Below are 18,653 nucleotides of genomic sequence, written 5' to 3' on the forward strand. Positions count from 1 at the left end.
CCACGTCCTGACTCGACCACCAGCAGAGGAAGAACGCCATGCACGACCGCACCGGCCTCCTGGAGAAGGCGCATGCGCTGGACGAAGCCGATCCGCTGCGCGGCTTCCGGGAGCGGTTCCTGACCCCAGACGGCGCGGACGTCGTCGCCTACCTCGACGGCAACTCCCTGGGGCGCCCCGCCCGCGCGCTCCCCGAGCGCATGGACCGGTTCATCCACCTGCAGTGGGGACAGCGCCTGATCCGGGGCTGGACCGACGAGTGGCTCGACTGGCCGGTCGCGGTCGGCGACCGCCTCGGCAGGGCCGCGCTCGGCGCCGGGGCCGGGCAGGTCGTCGTGGCCGACTCCACCACCGTCATGCTCTACAAGCTCGCCCGCGCCGCGGTCGCCGCCCGGCCCGGCCGCCGCGAAATCGTCCTCGACACCGACAACTTCCCCACCGACCGCTACGTCCTGGAAGGCATCGCCGCCGAACGCGACCTGGTCCTCAAGTGGATCGAGACCGATCCGGCGGCGGGCATCACCGACGAACAGGTCGCCGCGGCAGTGGGCCCCGACACCGCGTTGGTGGTGTTCAGCCACGTCGCGTACCGCTCCGGCTACCTGGCCGACGCCGCAGCGATCACCCGCACCGCGCACCGGGCGGGCGCACTGGTGCTGTGGGACCTCTGCCATTCGGCCGGCTCGGTACCCGTTGAGCTCGACGCGTGGGACGCCGACTTCGCCGTCGGCTGCACCTACAAGTACCTCAACGGCGGGCCCGGATCTCCCGCCTTCGGCTACGTCAACAACCGCCACAGCAGCTCCGCGCAGCAGCCGATCTGGGGCTGGATGGGACATCGCGAACCGTTCGAGATGGGCCCGGGTTACCGCCCCGCCAACGGTATCCGCAGCATGCTCAGCGGCACGCCCCCGATCCTGGCGATGCTCCCCCTGCTCGCCAGCCTGGACATGCTCGAAGAAGCGGGGATCGAGGCGGTCCGCACGAAGTCGTCGCTGCTGACCCAGTACGCCCTCGAACTGGCGGAGGCGTGGCTGTTCGAACGCGGCGTCCAGCTCGCGTCACCGCGCGAACCCGAGCGCCGCGGCAGCCACATCACCGTGCGGCGGGCCGACTTCCGGGAGGTCACCGAGCAGCTCTGGGACCGCGGTGTCATCCCGGACTTCCGCGCGCCCGACGGGATCCGCATCGGACTCGCCCCGCTGAGCACCAGCTTCACCGAAGTCCACAACGGCCTCTCCGCACTGCGCCAGATCCTCGACGAACTCCTCGGCGCCTAGTTCCCGCCTCCGCACCCGGATCCGCAATTTCCATTGAAATCGAAGGTTCGATTTCAATGGAAATTGCGGAGGACGGAGTCCGGGCGGCAGCCGCGCAGAACTAGTGCGGATAGGGCGGTCAGGCCCGGGCGCGCTCGCGGAGGACGAAGCGCTGGAGCTTGCCGTTGCTGGTGCGGGGCAGGGCTTCCAGGAACTCGATCTCCCTCGGGTACTTGTACGGCGCGATGCGCTGCTTGACGAAGTCCTGGAGTTCGGCGGCCTTGTCCGCGTCGCCCGCCAGTCCGTCGCGCAGCACCACGTAGGCCTTGACGATCGAGCCGCGCTGCTCGTCCGGCGACGCCACCACCCCGGCTTCGACCACGTCGGGGTGCGCCAGCAGCGCCTCCTCCACTTCGGGGCCCGCGATGTTGTAGCCCGCGGAGATGATCATGTCGTCGTTGCGCGCCTGGTACCAGAAGTACCCGTCGCCGTCGCGGACGTAGGTGTCGCCGGTGATGTTCCAGCCGTGCTGGACGTACTGCTGCTGCCGGGCATCGTTGAGGTAGCGGCAGCCGGTCGGCCCGCGCACCGCGAGGCGCCCCACCGAGCCATCGGGCACGGGTTCGCCGTCGTCGTCGAGCACCACCGCCTCGAACCCGGGCACCGCCTTGCCGGTGGCGCCCGGCCGGATGTCGCCGTCGGCGGCCGAGATGAAGATGTGCAGCAGCTCGGTTCCGCCGATGCCGTTGATGATCCTGATGCCGGTCCGGGCGTGGAACGCCTCCCACACCTCCTTGGGCAGGTGTTCCCCGGCCGACACGCAGCGCCGCAGCGTCGCCAGGTCCGCGCCCCGGTCGGCCGACAGCAGTGCTTTGTAGGCCGTCGGCGCGGTGAACAGCACCGTGACGCCGTGCTCGGCGATCGCCTTGGCCAGGTCGTCGGGGCCGGCCTTCTCCAGCAGCAGCGACGACGCCCCGACGCGCATCGGGAACACGACCAGGCCGCCCAGCCCGAAGGTGAAGCCCAGCGGCGGGGTTCCGGTGAACACGTCGTCGGCGTCTGGCTTGAGCACGTGCTTGGCGAAGGTGTCCGCATTGGCCAGCACGTCGCGGTGGAAGTGCATGGTGGCCTTGGGTTTTCCGGTCGTGCCGGAGGTCGGCGCGAGCAGTGCGACGTCGTCGGCGGCCGTCGGCACCGCGGTGAACTCGCCGGTCTTCGTCGCGCAGCGGCGGTCCAGGCTTCCCTCCGCGTCGAGGCCGTACGTCGCGATCACGACACCGGGGGTCGCGTCGCAGAGCTCGGTGGCGAAGCGGTGATCGCAGAGCGCCAGGGCGGGGCGGGTGATTTCGATCAGCTGGCCGATCTCTCCGGAGCGCAGCAGCGGCATCGTGGTCACCGCGACGCAACCGGCCTTGATGACGCCGAACCAGCTCGCCACCAGCCACGGGTTGTTCGGGCCGCGCAGCAGCACCCGGTTGCCCGGCTGCAGGCCGAAATCCTCTGCGAGCACTTGCGCCACCTGGTCGGCGCGGCGCTGGAGTTCTCCGTAGGTCCAGCGCTCGGTCGGCGTGACCAGGCACGGCCGGTCCGGCCCCCACTGCGCCACGGCGTCGTCCAGCAGCACTTCGGCGCAGTTGAGGCGCTCCGGGTACGCCAGCCCGGGCAGGTCGAACCGGAACTGCGGCCACTGCTCGCGCGGCGGCAGGTTGTCCCGGCAGAACGTGTCGACGTGGCCGGACACCGATAACTGCGACGAGGGCTGCATCGGCAGCGCTCCCTCCAACGACGACAGGGGCGACGCGATTCGCCCCAAGTATTCACTTGATGTGACGACAGTCAATATCTCGCCATACTCCTCGTCAAACATGTCGTATTGATGACGGCAGTCAAATTTCAGTGATACGCTCCGGGCATCCGGCACGCCCAGGGAGGACGCCCCCATGAGCCCGTTCCGCGGATCGGTCCCCATCACCGCCGAGTGGGAGCACTTCGGCTTCGAGAACGCCGACGGCGTCGCCACCGTCACCTTCGACCGGCCGGACAAGCTCAACGCGCTCACCTTCGAGGCGTACGCGGACCTGCGCGACCTCCTGACCGAGCTCCCGCAGCGCGGCGACACGCGAGCGCTCGTGCTGCGCGGCGAAGGGCGGGCGTTCTGCTCCGGCGGCGACGTCAACGAGATCATCGGCGAAACGCTGAAGATGGACGCCGACCGGCTGCTGGAGTTCACCAAGATGACCGGCGCGGTGATCAAGGCGATGCGGGAGTGCCCGATCCCGATCATCGTGGCGCTGCACGGCATGGCGGCCGGCGCGGGCTCCGTCATCGCCCTGGCGGCGGACTTCCGCATCGCGTCCCGCTCGGCGAAGTTCGCGTTCCTGTTCACCAAGGTCGGCCTCTCCGGCGCCGACATGGGCTCGGCCTACCTGCTGCCCCGCCTGGTCGGCCTCGGCCGCGCCACCCAGCTGCTGATGCTCGGCGACACGATCGACGCGGAGAAGGCGGAACGCTACGGCCTGGTGAGCGAACTCGTCGAGGACGACGAGCTGGACGAAGCGGTGGCCGCGCTGGCCCGGCGCCTGGCCACCGGCCCGTTCCAGGGCTACGCCCAGACCAAAGAACTGCTCACCCGGGAACTCGACATGAGCCTCTCCGGAGCCCTGGAACTAGAAGCGGTAACCCAAGCCTTGCTGATGAAAACGGCGGACTACGCGGAGTTCCACGCCGCCTTCAACGCCAAGCGCCCCCCGAACTGGCAGGGCCGCTGACGGCGCTAGCCGGCAGGTGCATTGCCGGCGTCCGGCCACAGCAGTGCCTGGGCGACGATCACGCGCTCGCCGTTGAAGGTCACGGCCGGGCCTTCGTGCAAGCGGTAGCCGAGCGCGAGCGCCTCGCTGACCCGGCGGCAGAACGTCACGTCATCGGGGCCGGTCAGAACTCGGTAGACCGGCAATCCTTCCGGGGGTGCGCTCATGCCGTCATCATCTCAGCCCCGGCCTTCGCCCCGCCGCCGGCAGGCTCCGAACACAGTGCACGTGAGATCGCGGGCTATGGCCGCGCCGCTCCTGGTGTTCGGCTCGAGATCGAATCGTCCAGCGCATGATCTTCGTCCGGTCGACGATGCCCGTCGCCGGGATCAGCGGTAGAGGTCTCGGGCGATGATGGTGCGTTGGACTTCCGAGGCTCCTTCGTAGATCCGGGGCGCTCGGACCTCTCGGTAGAGGTGTTCGAGCAGGTGTCCTTTGTGGAGCGCTCGGGCTCCGTGGATCTGGACCGCCGCGTCCACCACGTACTGGGCCGTCTCCGTGGCGAAGAGCTTCGCCATCGCCGAGCGCCCGGCCAGGTTCTGCTCGCCCGCGTCGTAGGCCGCTGCCGCCGAGTAGACCAGCAGGCGGGCCGCCTCGGTCCGGGTGGCCATCTCCGCCAGCGGGTGCGACACCGCTTGGAGGTCCTTGAGCGTTCCGCCGAACGCCCGGCGCGCTCCGGCGTGCTCGACCGCCGCGTCCAGGGCCGCTTGCGCCATGCCCACCGCGAAGGCGCCGACGCTGGGGCGGAACAGGTCCAGCGTGCGCATCGCCACCCGGAAGCCCCGGTCCTGCTCCCCCAGCAGCTCCGCGCGGTGCACCCGGACCCCGTCGAAGGTCAGGCGGCCGATCGGGTGCGGGCTGATCATGTCCAGGTGCTCGCCGGACAGCCCCGGGCGGTCGGCGGGCACCACGAAGGCGCTCACGCCCCTGGCCCCGGCACCGGCCGTCGTGCGGGCGAACACCGCGTAGAAGTCGGCTTCCGGCGCGTTGGAGATCCAGATCTTCTCCCCGGTCAGCCGCCAGCCGTCGCCGTCCGGCTCGGCGGCCAGTTCCAGCGCGGCGGCGTCGGACCCGGCCTCGGGCTCGGTGAGCGCGAACGCCGCGACCGCATCCCCGGCCGCGACGGCCGGGATCCAGCGCCGCACCTGCTCGTCCTGGCCGGACTGCAGCACCGGGTAGCTGCCCAGCCCCTGCAGCGCCAGCGCGGTCTCGGCCTCGGTGCACACGCGTGCCAGCGACTCGCGCAGCAGGCAGAGGTCCAGCGAGGCCGCCTCCCGCGATCCCGCGCCGCCGGGGAAGAGCTTCGCCAGCAGGCCCTGCTCCCCCATCGCCTTGATCAGGTCCCGGTTGACCGAGCCGGGCGTGCCGGACTCGGCCACGGGCCGCAGCTGTTCGGCGGCGACCCGGCCCACCTGTTCGACGAACTCGCGCTGCTGCGCGGTGAGTGCGAAGGTGCTCATTCCGTCCCTTCCTCGGCGGGGTTCCAGCGCGCGTGGGCGGTGCCACGGCCGCCGCTGCGGATCAGCTCCAGGCGGGGTTTCGGCCCGTCCGTGCGCCCGGTCTGCGGCTTTCGCCTACCGGCCCGGAACTGCTTCGGCCACGCCGCACCGGGGCCGTCGTAGTCCTGCTCGATCGCCGCATGCAGAGTCCATTGTGGATCGTAGAGGTGGGTGCGGCCCACCGCGCACAGATCGGCCCGGCCGGCCAGGATCAGCGAGTTGACGTCGTCGTAGGAGGAGATCGCGCCGACCGCGATCACCGCGATGTCGTGCTCGCGCGCGACCTCGTTGCGGATCCGGTCGGCGAACGGCGTCTGGTAGCTCCGGCCGAACGCCGGTCGCTCGGCCTTGACCACCTGGCCGGTGGAGACGTCGATGCCCGCCGCGCCGTGCTCGGCGAACGCGCGCGCGACCCGCACCGCCTCGTCGGCGTCCACCCCGCCCTCGTGCCAGTCGGTGGCCGAGATCCGCACCGTCATCGGCCGGTCGGCCGGCCACACCTTGCGGACCGCGTCGAAGACCTCCAGCGGGAACCGCAGCCTCCCTGCCAGGGATCCGCCGTACTCATCGGTGCGCTGGTTGGCCAGCGGGGAGATGAACGACGACAGCAGGTAGCCGTGGGCGCAGTGCAGTTCGAGCACGTCGAAGCCGGCCCGCGCGGCGGCTTGCGCGGCGGCGACGAACTGCTGCTTGATCTCGGCGAGCTCGGCCGCGGTGAGCTCGCGCGGCGTCTGGTTCACCGCCGAGTACGGCAGCGGCGAGGGGCCGACGACCTCCCAGTTCCCCTCGTCCAGCGGGTCGTCGATGCCGTCCCACATCAGCTTCGTCGAACCCTTGCGGCCCGAATGCCCCAGCTGGACGCCGATCTTCGCGGCGGTGTTCCCGTGCACGAAATCCACCACCCGCCGCCAGGCCGCCTCCTGCTCCGGGGTGCACAGGCAGGCGCAGCCGGGCGTGATCCGCCCCTGCTCGGACACGCACACCATCTCGGTCATCACCAGCCCGGCCCCGCCGAGGGCCTTGCTGCCGAGGTGTACCAGGTGGAAGTCGTCCGGCACCCCGTCGACCGCGCTGTACATGTCCATCGGCGAGACGACCACGCGGTTGGGCAGCTCCAGCGGTCCGAGCCGCACCGGCTGGAACATCGGCGGCCGGACCTCGCCCGCGCCGGCGAACCAGGCGTCGATGCCGGCGACGAACTCCGGATCGCGCAGCCGCAGGTTGTCGTAGGTGACGCGGCGGCTGCGGGTGAGCAGGTTGAAGGCGAACTGCTCGGGATCCTGGTGCACGTACTGGCCGATGTTCTCGAACCACTCCAGGCTGGCTTGGGCCGCGCGCTGCGTAGAGGTCACCACCGCACGCCGCTCCGCCTCGTACGCCCCCAGCGCCGCGTCGATCGAGGGCTGTTCGTGCAGGCAGGCCACCAGTGCCAGCGCGTCCTCCATGGCCAGCTTCGTGCCGGAGCCGATGGAGAAGTGCGCGGTGTGCGCGGCATCGCCGAGCAGCACGACGTTGCCGCGCCGCCACGAGTCGCAGCGCACGGTCCGGAAGTTCAGCCACTTCGAGTTGTTGGCGAAGACCTCGTGGCCTGCCAGGGTCTCGGCGAACAGCTCCCGGATCAGCTCGATGGACTTCTCGTCGCTGTCGCCGGGCCTGGTCGAGGCCGAGGCGGCGGAGTCGGCGAATCCGGCGCGCTGCCAGACGTCCTCGTGCATCTCGACGATGAAGGTGCTGGCGTCGCGGCTGTAGGGGTAGCCGTGCAGCTGCATGATGCCGTGGGGCGTGTCCTGGACGACGAACTTGAACGCGTCGAAGACCAGGTCGGTGCCCAGCCAGATGTACTTGCAGCGCCCGGTTTCCGCGCTGGGCCGGAAGGTCTCCGGATACCGGGCGCGCACCGCCGAGTTCGCGCCGTCGGCCGCGACCACCAGGTCGTAGTCGGCGGACAGCCGCTCGACGTCCGGCGCCTCGGCCTGGAAGCGCAGCGACACGCCCAGTTCGCGGCACCGCTCCTGCAGGATGCGTAACAGCCGCTTGCGGCTCATCGCGGCGAAGCCGTGGCCGCCGGAGGTGGACGAGGCGCCCCGGTGGTGCACGTCGATGTCGTCCCACCTGGCGAATTCCCGTTGCATGGCGTGGAAGATCCCGGTGTCGGCGTGCTCGATGCCGCCGAGGGTCTCGTCGGAGAACACCACGCCGAATCCGAAGGTGTCGTCCGGCGCGTTGCGCTCCCACACGGCGATTTCGTGCTCCGGGCCGAGCTGCCGCAGCAGCGCGGAGAAGTACAGACCGCCTGGACCGCCACCGATGACCGCGATGCGCACCGCGGGCTCCTTCCGTCGGTTCCGCTCCCGGCAGCGTATGCCGCATTGCGCACGACCGTCAATTTTACGTAATATCGCCTCCGTGACGACGAGAAACTGCCTGGTCACCGGAGCCGGTAGGGGCATCGGTCGCGCCATCGCCCAGCGACTTTCCGAGTCCGGCAACCGCGTCGCGCTCACCGCGCGAAGCGCCGGGGAGCTCGCCGAGGCCGCCGCGCGGCTGCCCGGGCCGGCGCTCGACCTGCCCGCCGACCTCGCCGACGCGCAGGCCCCGGACCGCGTTTTCGAAGCGGTTGAACGCGAATGGGGACCGGTCGAGGTCCTGGTGCTCAACGCGGGCACCGCCACCTCGGCACCGCTGACCGCGACGACCGACGACGACTGGGAACGCGCGCTGCAGATCAACCTGACCGCGCCGTTCCGCTTCCTGCGCCGGGCGGTTCCGGCGATGGCCGAACGCGGCTTCGGCCGGATCGTGGTGATCGCGTCGATGGCCGCCAAGCGCGGCGACCCCTACGTCAGCGCCTACACCGCCAGCAAGCACGGCGTGCTCGGGCTGGTGCGCTCGGCCGCCGCGGAGCTGGCCAGGACGGGTGTCACGGTCAACGCCGTGTGCCCCGGCTTCGTCGACACGCCGATGACCGAACGCACCATCGACAACATCACCGCCAAGACCGGGCGGAGCGCGCAACAGGCCCGCAGCGCGCTGGAGGGCCGGCAACCCATCGGCCGGCTGATCAGCCCGGACGAGGTCGCCGACGTCGTGGAGCTGTGCGTGCGCAACGCCGCGATCAACGGGCAAGGGATCACTGTGGACGGAGGAGCGGTGCAATCATGACCATCGAACGGATCAACCCCGCGGAACTGGCCCGCCCGGCGGGCTTCTCGCACGCCGTGGTGGCCTCGGACTGCCGCCTCGTGTTCCTGGCCGGGCAGACCGCGCTCGACGCGGACGGCAAGATCGTCGGTGACGGCGTCGTCGCGCAGTTCCGGCAGGCGCTGGGCAACCTGCTCACCGCGCTGCGCGCCGCCGGGGGCCGCCCCGAGCAGGTGACCGAGCTGACCGTCTACATCGTGGACGTGGACGACTACCGGGCGCACGCCCGGGAAATCGGCGCGGTGTGGCGCGAGCTCGCCGGACGGGACTACCCGGCGATGGCCGGGATCGGCGTGCAGCGCCTCTGGGACGCCGAGGCGCTGGTCGAGATCAAGGGCACCGCCGCGATCCCCGCCTAAGAGGCGATTGCAGACTGGGCGCGTGGGCCGCGACCGCCTTCACGCGGGGCGTCGATTTCGCGCGAAATCAGCGCCCCGAGGTGGCGATTTCGCGCGAAATCGCCCTTCGGATGGACGTTCCCGGAGCCTTCTCTGAGGGATCAGCGCGCGACGGCGTCGACGTGGCCGTGGGCCTGCCGCTCCAGCAGGGACTTCAGCTCGAAGAACACCTCCGCGGCCACCGTCCCGTTCCAGTCCTTCGGCAGGAGCTCGGCGGGCAGCCCGGGGTCCAGGTAGGGCAACCGGCGCCAGTCGGTGAGCACCCGCACGTAGTCGGCGAAGGCCCCCGGCCCGCGCGGCGACCGGCGGCGGCGCCACCGCCGCAGCACCGGCTGGTGCACCCCGATGAACTCGCCGTAGAGCTCCTGCAGCTGCTCCAGGTCCCACCACTGCGCCACCTTGGTCCGCAGATCGCCGAAGGCGAGGTGCTCGGCGTGGAACAGATCGGCGTAGCCGGCCAGCTCGTAGCGCTGCAGGACGCTGCTCGCCGCGTCCCGCAGGTCGGCCGGGGCGATCCACACCCCCGGCGCGGCGGTGCCGAAGCCCAGGCGCGTCAGCTGGGTGCGCAGCACGTGCCGCTTCTGCCGCTCGGATTCCGGGACCGAGAACACCGCCAGCACCCATCCGTCGGCGAGGGTGGCGCGCTCCCGGCGGAAGATCCGCTCGTCGCCTTCGCGCAGGATCTCCAGCGCGGCTCCGGAGAGCTCGTATCCCGCCGCCCCGCCGCGCCGCTCGGCCAGCAGGATGCCGCGCCGCTTCAGCCGCGAGATCGACGAGCGCACCGCAGGCTCGTCCACGCCGAGATCCGCGAGCAGCCGCACCAACGACGCCACCGACAGCCAGCCACCGGCCTCCCGCGCGTACAGGCCGTAGAGGGTGACGATCAGCTGCCTGGGCCGCATGCCTCGGCCGGTCAACTCGCCCACCACGGCATCGCCGACCGATGCGCCATCCGTCACGATGTCCGTCGTCACGCGAACACGATAACAGCGGTCGCGCGGGCCGACTCGATCCACAGTGCTGCACCCGAATTCCCTGCCGCACCGGGTGATTCCCGGCGCATTGGCAGCGCCCCGGACGCGAAGTAGGATCCCGCACGTCGTCCAGTTCCCGGAATCCGGAGGCGAAGAACGTGGCCGTCCTCGACGAACTGCTGCGGGCGCTGACGTCCGGCCGGATCAGCGTCATCGACCTGACCGCGCCCCTGACGTCCGACGTGCCCGTCCTGCGGCTACCGGAGCCGTTCTCCAACACCATCGGCTTCAGCCTGGAGGAGATCAGCCGGTTCGACGACCGCGGCCCCGCCTGGTACTGGAACAACATCCACACCGGGGAGCACACCGGCACCCACTTCGACGCGCCGGCGCACTGGATCACCGGCCGCGACGGCCTCGACGTGGCTTCGGTCCCGACCCGGCAGATGATCGGCCCTGCCGCGGTGCTGGACTGCTCCGCGCAGGTCGCCGAGGATCCGGACTTCCTGCTGGAGACCGAGCACATCCGCGAGTGGGAATCCGCGCACGGCTCCCTGCCCGAGGGCGGCTGGCTGCTGGTGCGGACCGGCTGGGACGCGCGCAGCGGCGATCAGGCGGAGTTCCTCAACGCCGACGACAGCGGCTCGCACACCCCGGGGATCTCGCCGGACTGCGCCCGCTGGCTGGCCGAGGAGAGCGCCCTGATCGGCATCGGCGTGGAGACGGTGGGCACCGACGCCGGGATGGCGCCCACCTTCGAACCGGCCTTCCCCTGCCACTCGCTGCTGCTCGGCGCCGGCAAGTACGGCCTCACCCAACTGCAGAACCTCGCGCTGCTGCCACCCACCGGAGCGGTGCTGATCGCCGCGCCGCTGCCGATCGTCAACGGCTCAGGCAGCCCGACGCGGGCCCTGGCGCTGATCGAGCAGGACTGACCCACCGGCAGGGGAGGGACGAGATGAACGTCGCCGAGGTCGTCGGCCGCACGGTGGCCGCACTGGGCGCCGACCACGTCTTCGGCGTCGTCGGCAGCGGCAACTTCCACGTCACCAACGCACTGGTCGCCGCGGGTGCGCGGTTCGTGGCCGCCCGCCACGAGGGCGGCGCGGCGACGATGGCCGACGCGTATGCGCGCACCAGTGGCCGCCTCGGGGTGCTCTCGGTGCACCAGGGTTGCGGGCTGACCAATGCGCTCACCGGCATCACCGAAGCGGCCAAGAGCCGGACCCCGCTGCTCGTGCTCGCCGCGGAAACGGCCTCCGCGGCCATCCGCTCGAACTTCCGTATCGACCAGGATGCGCTGGCCACCGCCGTCGGCGCCCGCGCGGAGCGGGTGCACAGCGCGGCCACCGCCGTCGACGACGTGGTGCGGGCGGTCCGGCTGGCGACCGAGGGCAGGCGGACCGTCGTGCTGAACCTGCCGCTGGACGTCCAGGCGGCGGAGTTCGACGGCGAACCGCACGTCCCGCAGCTCCCGGCGCTGAACCCGGTCGCGCCGTCCGCCGCGGCGGTGCGGGAACTGGCCGACCGGCTGGCCACCGCGCAACGCCCGGTCTTCATCGCCGGTCGCGGTGCCCGGCACGCCGGCGCCGAGCTGCGGGAGCTGGCCGAGGCATGCGGGGCGCTGCTGGCCACCTCGGCGGTGGCGCGGGGCCTGTTCCGCGACGACCCGTGGTCGCTGGACGTCTCCGGCGGGTTCGCCACGCCGCTGGCCGCCGAGCTGATCTCCGGCGCGGACCTCGTCGTCGGTTGGGGCACCGCCCTGAACATGTGGACCACGCGGCACGGCAACCTGATCGGCGCCGGGTCCGCGCTGGTGCAGGTCGACATCGACAGCGAGGCGATCGGCGCGCACCGCCCGGTCGACCTCGGGGTGCTCGGCGACGTCGCCGCGACCGCCGAGGCGGCCCGGGCCGAACTCGCGGACCGCGGCATCCGGCCCGCCGGTTACCGCGATCCGGAGGTGCGGGAGCGGATCGCGAGCGCTGGGTCCTGGCGCGACGTGGCATTCGACGAGGAGTCCACACCGGACGCCATCGATCCGCGCGCGCTGACCATCGCCCTGGACGCACTGCTGCCCGAAGAGCGGGTGCTGGCGGTGGATTCCGGCAACTTCATGGGCTACCCGAGCATGTTCCTGCGGATCCCCGACGAGCAGGGCTTCTGCTTCACCCAGGCCTTCCAGTCCATCGGCCTCGGCCTGGCCACCGCCATCGGCGCGGCGCTGGCCCGCCCGGACCGGCTGCCGGTCGCCGCGCTCGGCGACGGCGGCGCGCTGATGGGCATCGCCGAACTGGAAACGGCGGCCCGGCTCGGCCTGCCGATGGTGATCGTGGTCTACGACGACCACGCCTACGGCGCGGAGGTCCACCACTTCGGCCCGGACGGCCACCGGTTGGACACCGTCGAGTTCCCGGACACCGACCTCGCGGCCGCCGCGCGCGGCTTCGGCTGCACCGGACTCACGGTGCGCACCGAGGCCGACCTCGCGCCGGTGCGCGACTGGCTGAACGGACCGCGCGCCACGCCGTTGCTGATCGACGCCAAGATCGCCCCGGGCGAAGGCGCCTGGTGGCTCGTCGAAGCCTTCCGCGGCCACTGACCCTCGCGGATTCGCAACGGACCCCGGAGTCAGTGCAGGCTCCGAGGGTTCGTCGTCCCGGCGATCCTGTTCCAGCGCAGGCAATTCTGGCGCTCGGCGATCTGCGGTGCCGCGCTCTTGACTTCGCGCGCACGGGGATTCATCCTCGCTGAAATATTTCACCCACACCGAAGGCGCGAAGCCATGATCGGCCCCCACCTCCGGGAGTTGCGCCAGAAGCGCGACCTCACCCTCAAGCAGCTGGCCGAACTCACCGGCCTGTCCACCGGACTGCTCAGCCAGGTCGAGCGCAACATCCACGACCCCAGCCTGGAAACCCTGCGGCGACTGGCGAAAACGCTGGAAGTCCCGCTGTTCAGCCTCTTCGCCGAGGACGACGTGCAGCAGGTGGCCGTGGTCCGCCGCGAGCGGCGAATGAAGGTCGGCTCGCCGCACGGCGGGATCGCCTACATGCGCCTGTCCCCCGGATCGGGCCGCCTGGAGCTGCTCGAAGGCCGTCTGGAACCCGGTGCCGCGTCGTCGGAGGAACCGTGGAGCCACCCCTCCGAGGAATGCGTGCTCGCCCAGGCGGGAGAACTGCTGGTCGAGGTGGGTGACTCCCGGATCCGGCTGGAACCGGGCGACAGCTGCTACTTCGACTCGCGAGTCCCGCACCGCTTCGTCAACCCGGGTACCGACACCGCCACCTTCCTGGTGTCGGTCACCCCGCCGAGCTACTGACCCGGCCGAATCCGCACACCCGCAGAGGAATCGCACCGTGAACGCCACCCCGGCACAGCCCGCCGAGACCATCACCGACCCGGACCTGTTCCGCGCCTCCTTCCCGTCGCTGGCCGAGAACGTGCACCTGGCCAGTTGCAGCCAGGGCGCCGCCTCCTACCAGCTCGGCGACGCGCTCGCCGAGTTCCAGCGCAGCATGCACGTGCACGGAGCGCCGTGGGAGAGCTGGATGGACCAGGTCGAACAGGCGCGTCGAGGCTTCGCGAAGCTGATCGGGGCCGAGCCCGACGAGGTCGCGGTCCTGTCCAACGCCACCGAAGGCGCCTTCCAAGCGGCGTCGACCAGGTCCTACGCCGAGCGGCCGCGCATCGTCACCACCGACATGGAATTCCCCTCCATCGCGCACGTCTGGCTCGCGCAGCGCGCCCGGGGAGCCGAGGTCGTCCACGTCGGGGCCGAAGACGGGCAGGTTCGCACCGAGGACTACCTGGACGCGATCGACGAGCGGACCCGGCTGGTGTCGGTGCCGCTGGTGTCCTACCGCAACGGCCTCCGGCTGCCGGTCCGCGAGGTGATCACCCGCGCGAAGGAGCAGGGCGCGACGACGTTCGTCGACGCCTACCAGGCCGCGGGTGTGCACCGCATAGACGTCGAGGAGCTCGGCTGCGACTTCCTCGTCGCCGGCGCGCTCAAGTACGTGCTGGGCATCCCCGGCATCGCGTTCCTGTACGCGCGCCGCGGCGTGCAGGATGCGGTGGCACCGCAGCTGACCGGGTGGTTCGGCCGCGAGAACCCGTTCGCATTCGATCCGCGCTCGGTGGATCATCCGGCGCGCGCGAGCCGCTACGAAACCGGCACGCCCGGCATTCCGGCCGCCTACGGCGCGAACGCGGGATTGGACCTGGTCAACCGCCTGGACCCCATAACGGTGCACGACCACGTCGGTGGACTGACCCAGCGCCTGCAGAACGAGCTGCTGGCGGCGGGCGAGCGGCTCTGGTCGCCGACCGATCCGGCGTCGCGCGGACCGCAGGTCGCGCTCCTCGACGATGCCCCGGGCGAACTCGCCGCATGGCTCGCCGAACGCCGGATCGCGACCAGCCCGCGCGGCACCGTGCTGCGGATGTCCTTCCACTTCTACAACAACGAGTCCGATGTGGACGCCGTCGTCGCGGCCATCGCCGACTACCGCAGATCCGGGAGATGACATGGACTCCACCACAGGCAGCGCCACCGGGGTGGGCACGTCCGGCACCGGGCTGCGCCGGCAGCTGACGCGCCGCCAGGTGACCATGATCGGGCTGGGCGGCGCGATCGGCACCGGCCTGTTCCTGGGGTCCAGCCTGGCGATCTCGCAGGCCGGGCCGGCCACCGTGCTCGCCTACCTCGCTTGCGCGCTGGTCGCGCTGGTGATCGCCTGGGCGCTGGCCGAGATGGTGGTCCAGCACCCGGACGCGGGCGCGTTCGGCGCGATCGCGCACCGCTACCTGGGCCCGTGGGCCGGGTTCGTGGTGCGCTGGACGTACTGGACCATCCAGGTGATCGCGGTGGGCGGCGAGCTGATCGCGGCCGGGATCTACACGCAGTTCTGGTGGCCCCAGCTGCCGTTGTGGCTGCCCGTGGTGGCGTTCTCGGTGCTCATCCTCGCGGTGAACGCGGGCGCGGTCGGGCTGTTCGGCATCTTCGAGTACTGGTTCTCGATGATCAAGGTCACCGCGATCGTGGTGTTCATCCTGCTGGCGCTCGCGCTGGTGACGGTCGGGCTGCCGAACGCCGAGCCCACCGGTTTCGACAACCTGGTGGCGCACGGCGGGTTCCTGCCCAACGGGTGGACCGGCCTGTACCTGGCGATGGTGTTCGCGCTGTTCAGCTTCATCGGCACCGAGGTCGTCTCGGTGACCGCGGCCGAGTCGGAGAACCCGGAACGCGACATCCCGCGCGCGGCCCGGCAGATGGTGCTGCGGTTGTCCCTGTTCTACCTGCTGGCCATCGCCCTGGTCCTGACCGTGGTGCCCTGGACGACGGTCGCGCAGAGCAGCGGGGTGTCCGAGAGCCCTTTCGTGACGGTCTTCGGCGCGGCCGGAATCCCGTTCGCCGCGCTGGTGATGAACTTCGTGGTGCTGACCGCCGCGCTCTCCAGCGCGAACACGAACCTCTACCTGTGCACCCGGATGCTGCACTCCCTCGCCGGGCACGGTTACGCGCCGCGCTGGACCGCCCGGTTGAGCAAGGGCGGGGTGCCGCGCAACGCGCTGCTGCTCAGCGCGGCCGGACTGCTCGTCGCCACCGTGCTGTCGGCCGCGCAGGGCAACGCCGCGTACCTGGTGCTGTTCGGGTTGTCCATCTTCGGCGCCCTGGCGGTGTGGATCCTCATCCTCGTCACGCACCTGGCGTTCCGGCGGACCCGCGCGGCGGCGGGCCTCCCGCTGCCGAAGGTGCGCCTGCGCGGCGCGCCGGTCACCGGAATCGCAGCGATCCTCTTCCTGGCGGCGATCCTGGTGTCCACGGCGTTCATCGACGACCTGGCGGTCGCCTGGTGGGCGGGCGTGCCGTTCTTCATCGTGCTGAGCGCGATCTACTTCGCCATCGGCCGGAAGCCGCGCAGGAGGTCTTCCGCACGCCCGGAGCGCAGATGAGTCCCGCGCGCCGACTGCCTCTACACTGCAGGTGCAGGCAGGTTCTTCTCGTGAGGAGCGGTCATCACAACCGACGGTTCCACCACGCGAGCAGCCCTGGTGGTCAATGCACGGGCCCGCACCGGCGCCAAGGCATACGCGCGGGCGATCGACAAGCTGCGCAGCCTGGGCGTGCCGCTGGACTCGACCTTTCCGCTGCACGATCCGGCCCGGCTCCCGGAAACCGTGAACTCGGCCGTGGACGCGGGCCACGACCTGATCATCCTCGGCGGCGGTGACGGCAGCGTCAGCTCGGTGGTCGACGTCCTCGCGCACCGCGGCGTCCCGTTGGGCCTGCTGCCGCTGGGCACCGCCAACGACTTCGCACGAACCCTGCACATCCCCACCGACCTCGACCAGGCGTGCCGCACCATCGCGCACGGCAAAGTGGTCGACATCGACCTCGGCCTCTGCGGGAACAACTACTACGTCAACCGCGCATCGGTCGGTCTCGGCGCGGGCGTGGCCGAGGCGATGTCGCCGACGCTGAAGAGGTGGACCGGGGCACTGGCATACCCGGTGGCGACCGTCAAGGCATTGCTGAGACACCGACCGTTCTCGGCGCACCTGACGTTCCCCGATGGCGACCACGAGCCGCAGGAGCACCACGGATTGCTGCAGCTGTCGATCGCCAACGGCCGCTACTTCGGCGGCGGGCAGCTCGCGGCGCACGACGCCGGGATCGACGATGCGACGCTGGACATCTCCGTCATGCGGCACGGCAGCCTCCACGACCTGATCGCCGCCGCCCGCGATCTCAAACGCGGTGCGCTCGACAGCGAGCACGTCCGCCATTTCCGCACCAAACGGGTCGACGTGGCGACCGGCCCCGACCTTCCGATCAACGTCGACGGCGAACTCGTCGACGGCACCCCGCAACGCTTCTCGGTCGCGCGCGACGCTCTCCACGTCGTCGTGCCCCGAACCTGGAAGGACGCCAGCAGCCCGGACTTCTAGGACGCGGCGGAAATCCTTGCTGGACGAATCGGCGAGTTGTCCACAACGGACGGATCTCCTGGCAAGCCCGGCCGATCAACGGGATTCGCATCGGCAGAGCGTCAACGACGGTCTGGCCGCAGCGCCGACTCGCGCAGCAGCTCGGTGAGCCGGTCGTGCGGCAGGGCCGGGGAACGGTGCCCGTCGCGGCCGGTCATGTCCGCGTTGGCGGTCAGCGCGTTGAGCACCGCCTCCTCGACGGCCTGCGCGGTGGCCTCGTAGAACGGGTCCATCCGTCCCCACGGCACGAACCGCAGGTGCTCGTAGGCCGCCCCGCCGGAGCCCGCCGAGCTGTCCAGCGCTTTCCCCATCACCGGCGGCGAGTACGCGTTCGTCGCCCGGACCGTCGGCAAGCCCACCGGGTTCGCGCTGTACCTGCTGACGATCGTGTCCGGCATCCTGATCCTGGGCGTGATCGCGAGCGGGACCGGCGAGTACCTCGGCGTGGTGTGGTCCGCGCTGGACGGCCGCTGGGTGGGCATCGCGGTCATCGTGGTCACCGGGCTCTTCGCAGTGCTGGGCATCCGCACCAACGCGTGGGTCACCGGCATCTTCCTGGTGCTCGAACTGCTGGCGCTGGCGGTGCTGGCCGTCCTCAGCTTCGTGCACGTCACCCAGCCGGTCTCCGCGCTGTGGACCGCCCAGGGAGCCGGTCCGGACGGCGCCCTGGGCGCCGCGTCCGCGGGCCTGGTGGTCTCCTACACCGCGATCGCGATCTTCGCCTACAACGGTTACGGCACCGCCGTCTACTACGCCGAGGAGACCCGTCAGGCCACCCGGACGATCGGGCGGGCGATCCTCTGGTCGCTGGCGATCACCGTGGTGGCCGAGTTCGTCCCGCTGGTCGCCGTGCTGCTGGGCACGCCGAGCATGCCGGAGCTGGTCAACGCGGATTCGCCGATGAACTACTTCCTGCTCGCCCGCGGCGGACCGGTGGTGAACACGATCGTCAGCCTGGGCATCGCGATCGCGGTGATCAACGCCGTGATCGCGATCATGCTCCAGCTCGGCCGCAGCCTGTACTCCGCGGCCCGCGACCGCTCCTGGCCGGACGCCATCAGCGGGCCGCTGACCTGGGTGCACCCGCGGTTGCGCACGCCGGTGGTGGCGACCCTGACGGTGGCGGCGCTGGGCACGCTGGCCTATTGGCTGCTGCCGTTCCAGGTGCTGCTGCTCGGATCCGGGGCCAGCCTGGTGATCACCTACGTGCTGGTCGGACTGGCGGCGCTGGTCGGCCGGATCCGCGGCCGCACCCGGCGAGCGGCCTACCGCATGCCCGGCTGGCCGCTGCCCCCGCTGCTGCTCCTGGCGACCATGGTGGTGGTCGTCTACGAAAACCTGTTGACGTCCTCCCCACGGCTAAAGCCGGGGGATTCCAACCAGCGCTAACGCCGGTCGAGGTTCCTGCTTCACGGACCGCCTAACGGCGAGGTCTCCACAGGCTGTCACCGCCCGTCCGGCGGCGAGAATGTTCTTCGCCGCGTTCACGTCAGCGTGCGCGGTGTGGCCGCACTGGGTACAC

17 protein-coding genes are annotated in these 18,653 nt (G+C 71.0%); 11 read left to right on the forward strand and 6 right to left on the reverse strand.

The window, feature by feature from the left end:
* Positions 1 to 38 precede the first annotated feature (38 nt).
* A complete protein-coding gene (gene kynU / locus AC07FN_RS41535; protein WP_478400617.1) occupies positions 39 to 1,280 on the forward strand; it encodes a kynureninase in 1,242 nt (413 codons plus the stop codon).
* 118 nt (positions 1,281 to 1,398) lie between these two features.
* Here the strand turns inward: kynU and AC07FN_RS41540 are convergent, their stop codons facing one another.
* A complete protein-coding gene (locus AC07FN_RS41540; protein WP_478400618.1) occupies positions 1,399 to 3,024 on the reverse strand; it encodes an AMP-binding protein in 1,626 nt (541 codons plus the stop codon).
* Positions 3,025 to 3,199: 175 nt separating this feature from the next.
* Between AC07FN_RS41540 and AC07FN_RS41545 the strand changes: the two genes are divergently transcribed.
* A complete protein-coding gene (locus AC07FN_RS41545; protein WP_478400619.1) occupies positions 3,200 to 4,027 on the forward strand; it encodes an enoyl-CoA hydratase family protein in 828 nt (275 codons plus the stop codon).
* 5 nt (positions 4,028 to 4,032) lie between these two features.
* On the opposite strand, the gene AC07FN_RS41550 is transcribed toward AC07FN_RS41545, so the two are convergent.
* The 3 genes from AC07FN_RS41550 to AC07FN_RS41560 all read right to left on the reverse strand — a co-directional run bounded on the left by AC07FN_RS41550 (position 4,033) and on the right by AC07FN_RS41560 (position 7,889).
* Complete coding sequence (locus AC07FN_RS41550) at positions 4,033 to 4,233, reverse strand: DUF1737 domain-containing protein (RefSeq protein ID WP_478400620.1); 201 nt, start codon at positions 4,231 to 4,233, stop codon at positions 4,033 to 4,035.
* 162 nt (positions 4,234 to 4,395) lie between these two features.
* Positions 4,396 to 5,526 (reverse strand): acyl-CoA dehydrogenase family protein, encoded by a 1,131-nt coding sequence (locus AC07FN_RS41555; RefSeq protein ID WP_478400621.1) that lies wholly within the window; start codon positions 5,524 to 5,526, stop codon positions 4,396 to 4,398.
* Positions 5,523 to 7,889, reverse strand: coding sequence for a bifunctional salicylyl-CoA 5-hydroxylase/oxidoreductase (locus AC07FN_RS41560; RefSeq protein WP_478400622.1), 2,367 nt, complete (start codon positions 7,887 to 7,889; stop codon positions 5,523 to 5,525). Before AC07FN_RS41560 ends, AC07FN_RS41555 begins: the two co-directional genes overlap by 4 nt.
* Positions 7,890 to 7,971: 82 nt before the next feature.
* Between AC07FN_RS41560 and AC07FN_RS41565 the strand changes: the two genes are divergently transcribed.
* Both AC07FN_RS41565 and AC07FN_RS41570 read left to right on the forward strand, forming a co-directional pair.
* Positions 7,972 to 8,727: an SDR family NAD(P)-dependent oxidoreductase gene (locus AC07FN_RS41565; RefSeq protein WP_478400623.1), complete on the forward strand. Its 756-nt coding sequence runs from the start codon at positions 7,972 to 7,974 to the stop codon at positions 8,725 to 8,727.
* Complete coding sequence (locus AC07FN_RS41570; RefSeq protein ID WP_358574786.1) at positions 8,724 to 9,125, forward strand: RidA family protein; 402 nt, start codon at positions 8,724 to 8,726, stop codon at positions 9,123 to 9,125. Before AC07FN_RS41565 ends, AC07FN_RS41570 begins: the two co-directional genes overlap by 4 nt.
* 140 nt (positions 9,126 to 9,265) lie before the next feature.
* Here the strand turns inward: AC07FN_RS41570 and AC07FN_RS41575 are convergent, their stop codons facing one another.
* A complete protein-coding gene (locus AC07FN_RS41575; RefSeq protein ID WP_478400624.1) occupies positions 9,266 to 10,138 on the reverse strand; it encodes a PaaX family transcriptional regulator in 873 nt (290 codons plus the stop codon).
* Between the two features lie 158 nt (positions 10,139 to 10,296).
* Between AC07FN_RS41575 and AC07FN_RS41580 the strand changes: the two genes are divergently transcribed.
* The 6 genes from AC07FN_RS41580 (at position 10,297) to AC07FN_RS41605 (ending at position 17,092) form a co-directional block, all read left to right on the forward strand.
* The gene (locus AC07FN_RS41580; RefSeq protein ID WP_478400625.1) at positions 10,297 to 11,073 is read left to right on the forward strand and encodes a cyclase family protein; all 777 of its coding nucleotides are present in this window, start codon (positions 10,297 to 10,299) and stop codon (positions 11,071 to 11,073) included.
* Positions 11,074 to 11,096: 23 nt separating this feature from the next.
* Positions 11,097 to 12,740 (forward strand): thiamine pyrophosphate-binding protein, encoded by a 1,644-nt coding sequence (locus AC07FN_RS41585; protein ID WP_478400626.1) that lies wholly within the window; start codon positions 11,097 to 11,099, stop codon positions 12,738 to 12,740.
* A 183-nt stretch (positions 12,741 to 12,923) separates the two neighbouring features.
* Positions 12,924 to 13,460 (forward strand): helix-turn-helix domain-containing protein, encoded by a 537-nt coding sequence (locus AC07FN_RS41590; RefSeq protein WP_478400627.1) that lies wholly within the window; start codon positions 12,924 to 12,926, stop codon positions 13,458 to 13,460.
* Positions 13,461 to 13,497: 37 nt separating this feature from the next.
* Positions 13,498 to 14,667, forward strand: a complete 1,170-nt coding sequence (locus AC07FN_RS41595) for an aminotransferase class V-fold PLP-dependent enzyme (RefSeq protein ID WP_478400628.1) — start codon at positions 13,498 to 13,500, stop codon at positions 14,665 to 14,667.
* Between the two features lies 1 nt (position 14,668).
* Positions 14,669 to 16,096, forward strand: a complete 1,428-nt coding sequence (locus AC07FN_RS41600; RefSeq protein ID WP_478400629.1) for an amino acid permease — start codon at positions 14,669 to 14,671, stop codon at positions 16,094 to 16,096.
* A 63-nt stretch (positions 16,097 to 16,159) separates the two neighbouring features.
* Positions 16,160 to 17,092 (forward strand): lipid kinase, encoded by a 933-nt coding sequence (locus AC07FN_RS41605; protein WP_452614437.1) that lies wholly within the window; start codon positions 16,160 to 16,162, stop codon positions 17,090 to 17,092.
* A gap of 101 nt (positions 17,093 to 17,193) precedes the next feature.
* On the opposite strand, the gene AC07FN_RS41610 is transcribed toward AC07FN_RS41605, so the two are convergent.
* Positions 17,194 to 17,529 (reverse strand): P1 family peptidase, encoded by a 336-nt coding sequence (locus tag AC07FN_RS41610; RefSeq protein WP_478400630.1) that lies wholly within the window; start codon positions 17,527 to 17,529, stop codon positions 17,194 to 17,196.
* Here AC07FN_RS41610 and AC07FN_RS41615 point away from each other — a divergent pair.
* The gene (locus AC07FN_RS41615; protein ID WP_478400632.1) at positions 17,441 to 18,520 is read left to right on the forward strand and encodes an APC family permease; all 1,080 of its coding nucleotides are present in this window, start codon (positions 17,441 to 17,443) and stop codon (positions 18,518 to 18,520) included. The genes AC07FN_RS41610 and AC07FN_RS41615 overlap by 89 nt on opposite strands.
* Positions 18,521 to 18,653 lie beyond the last annotated feature (133 nt).

The organism is Saccharopolyspora sp. NPDC045941 (assembly GCF_056431445.1).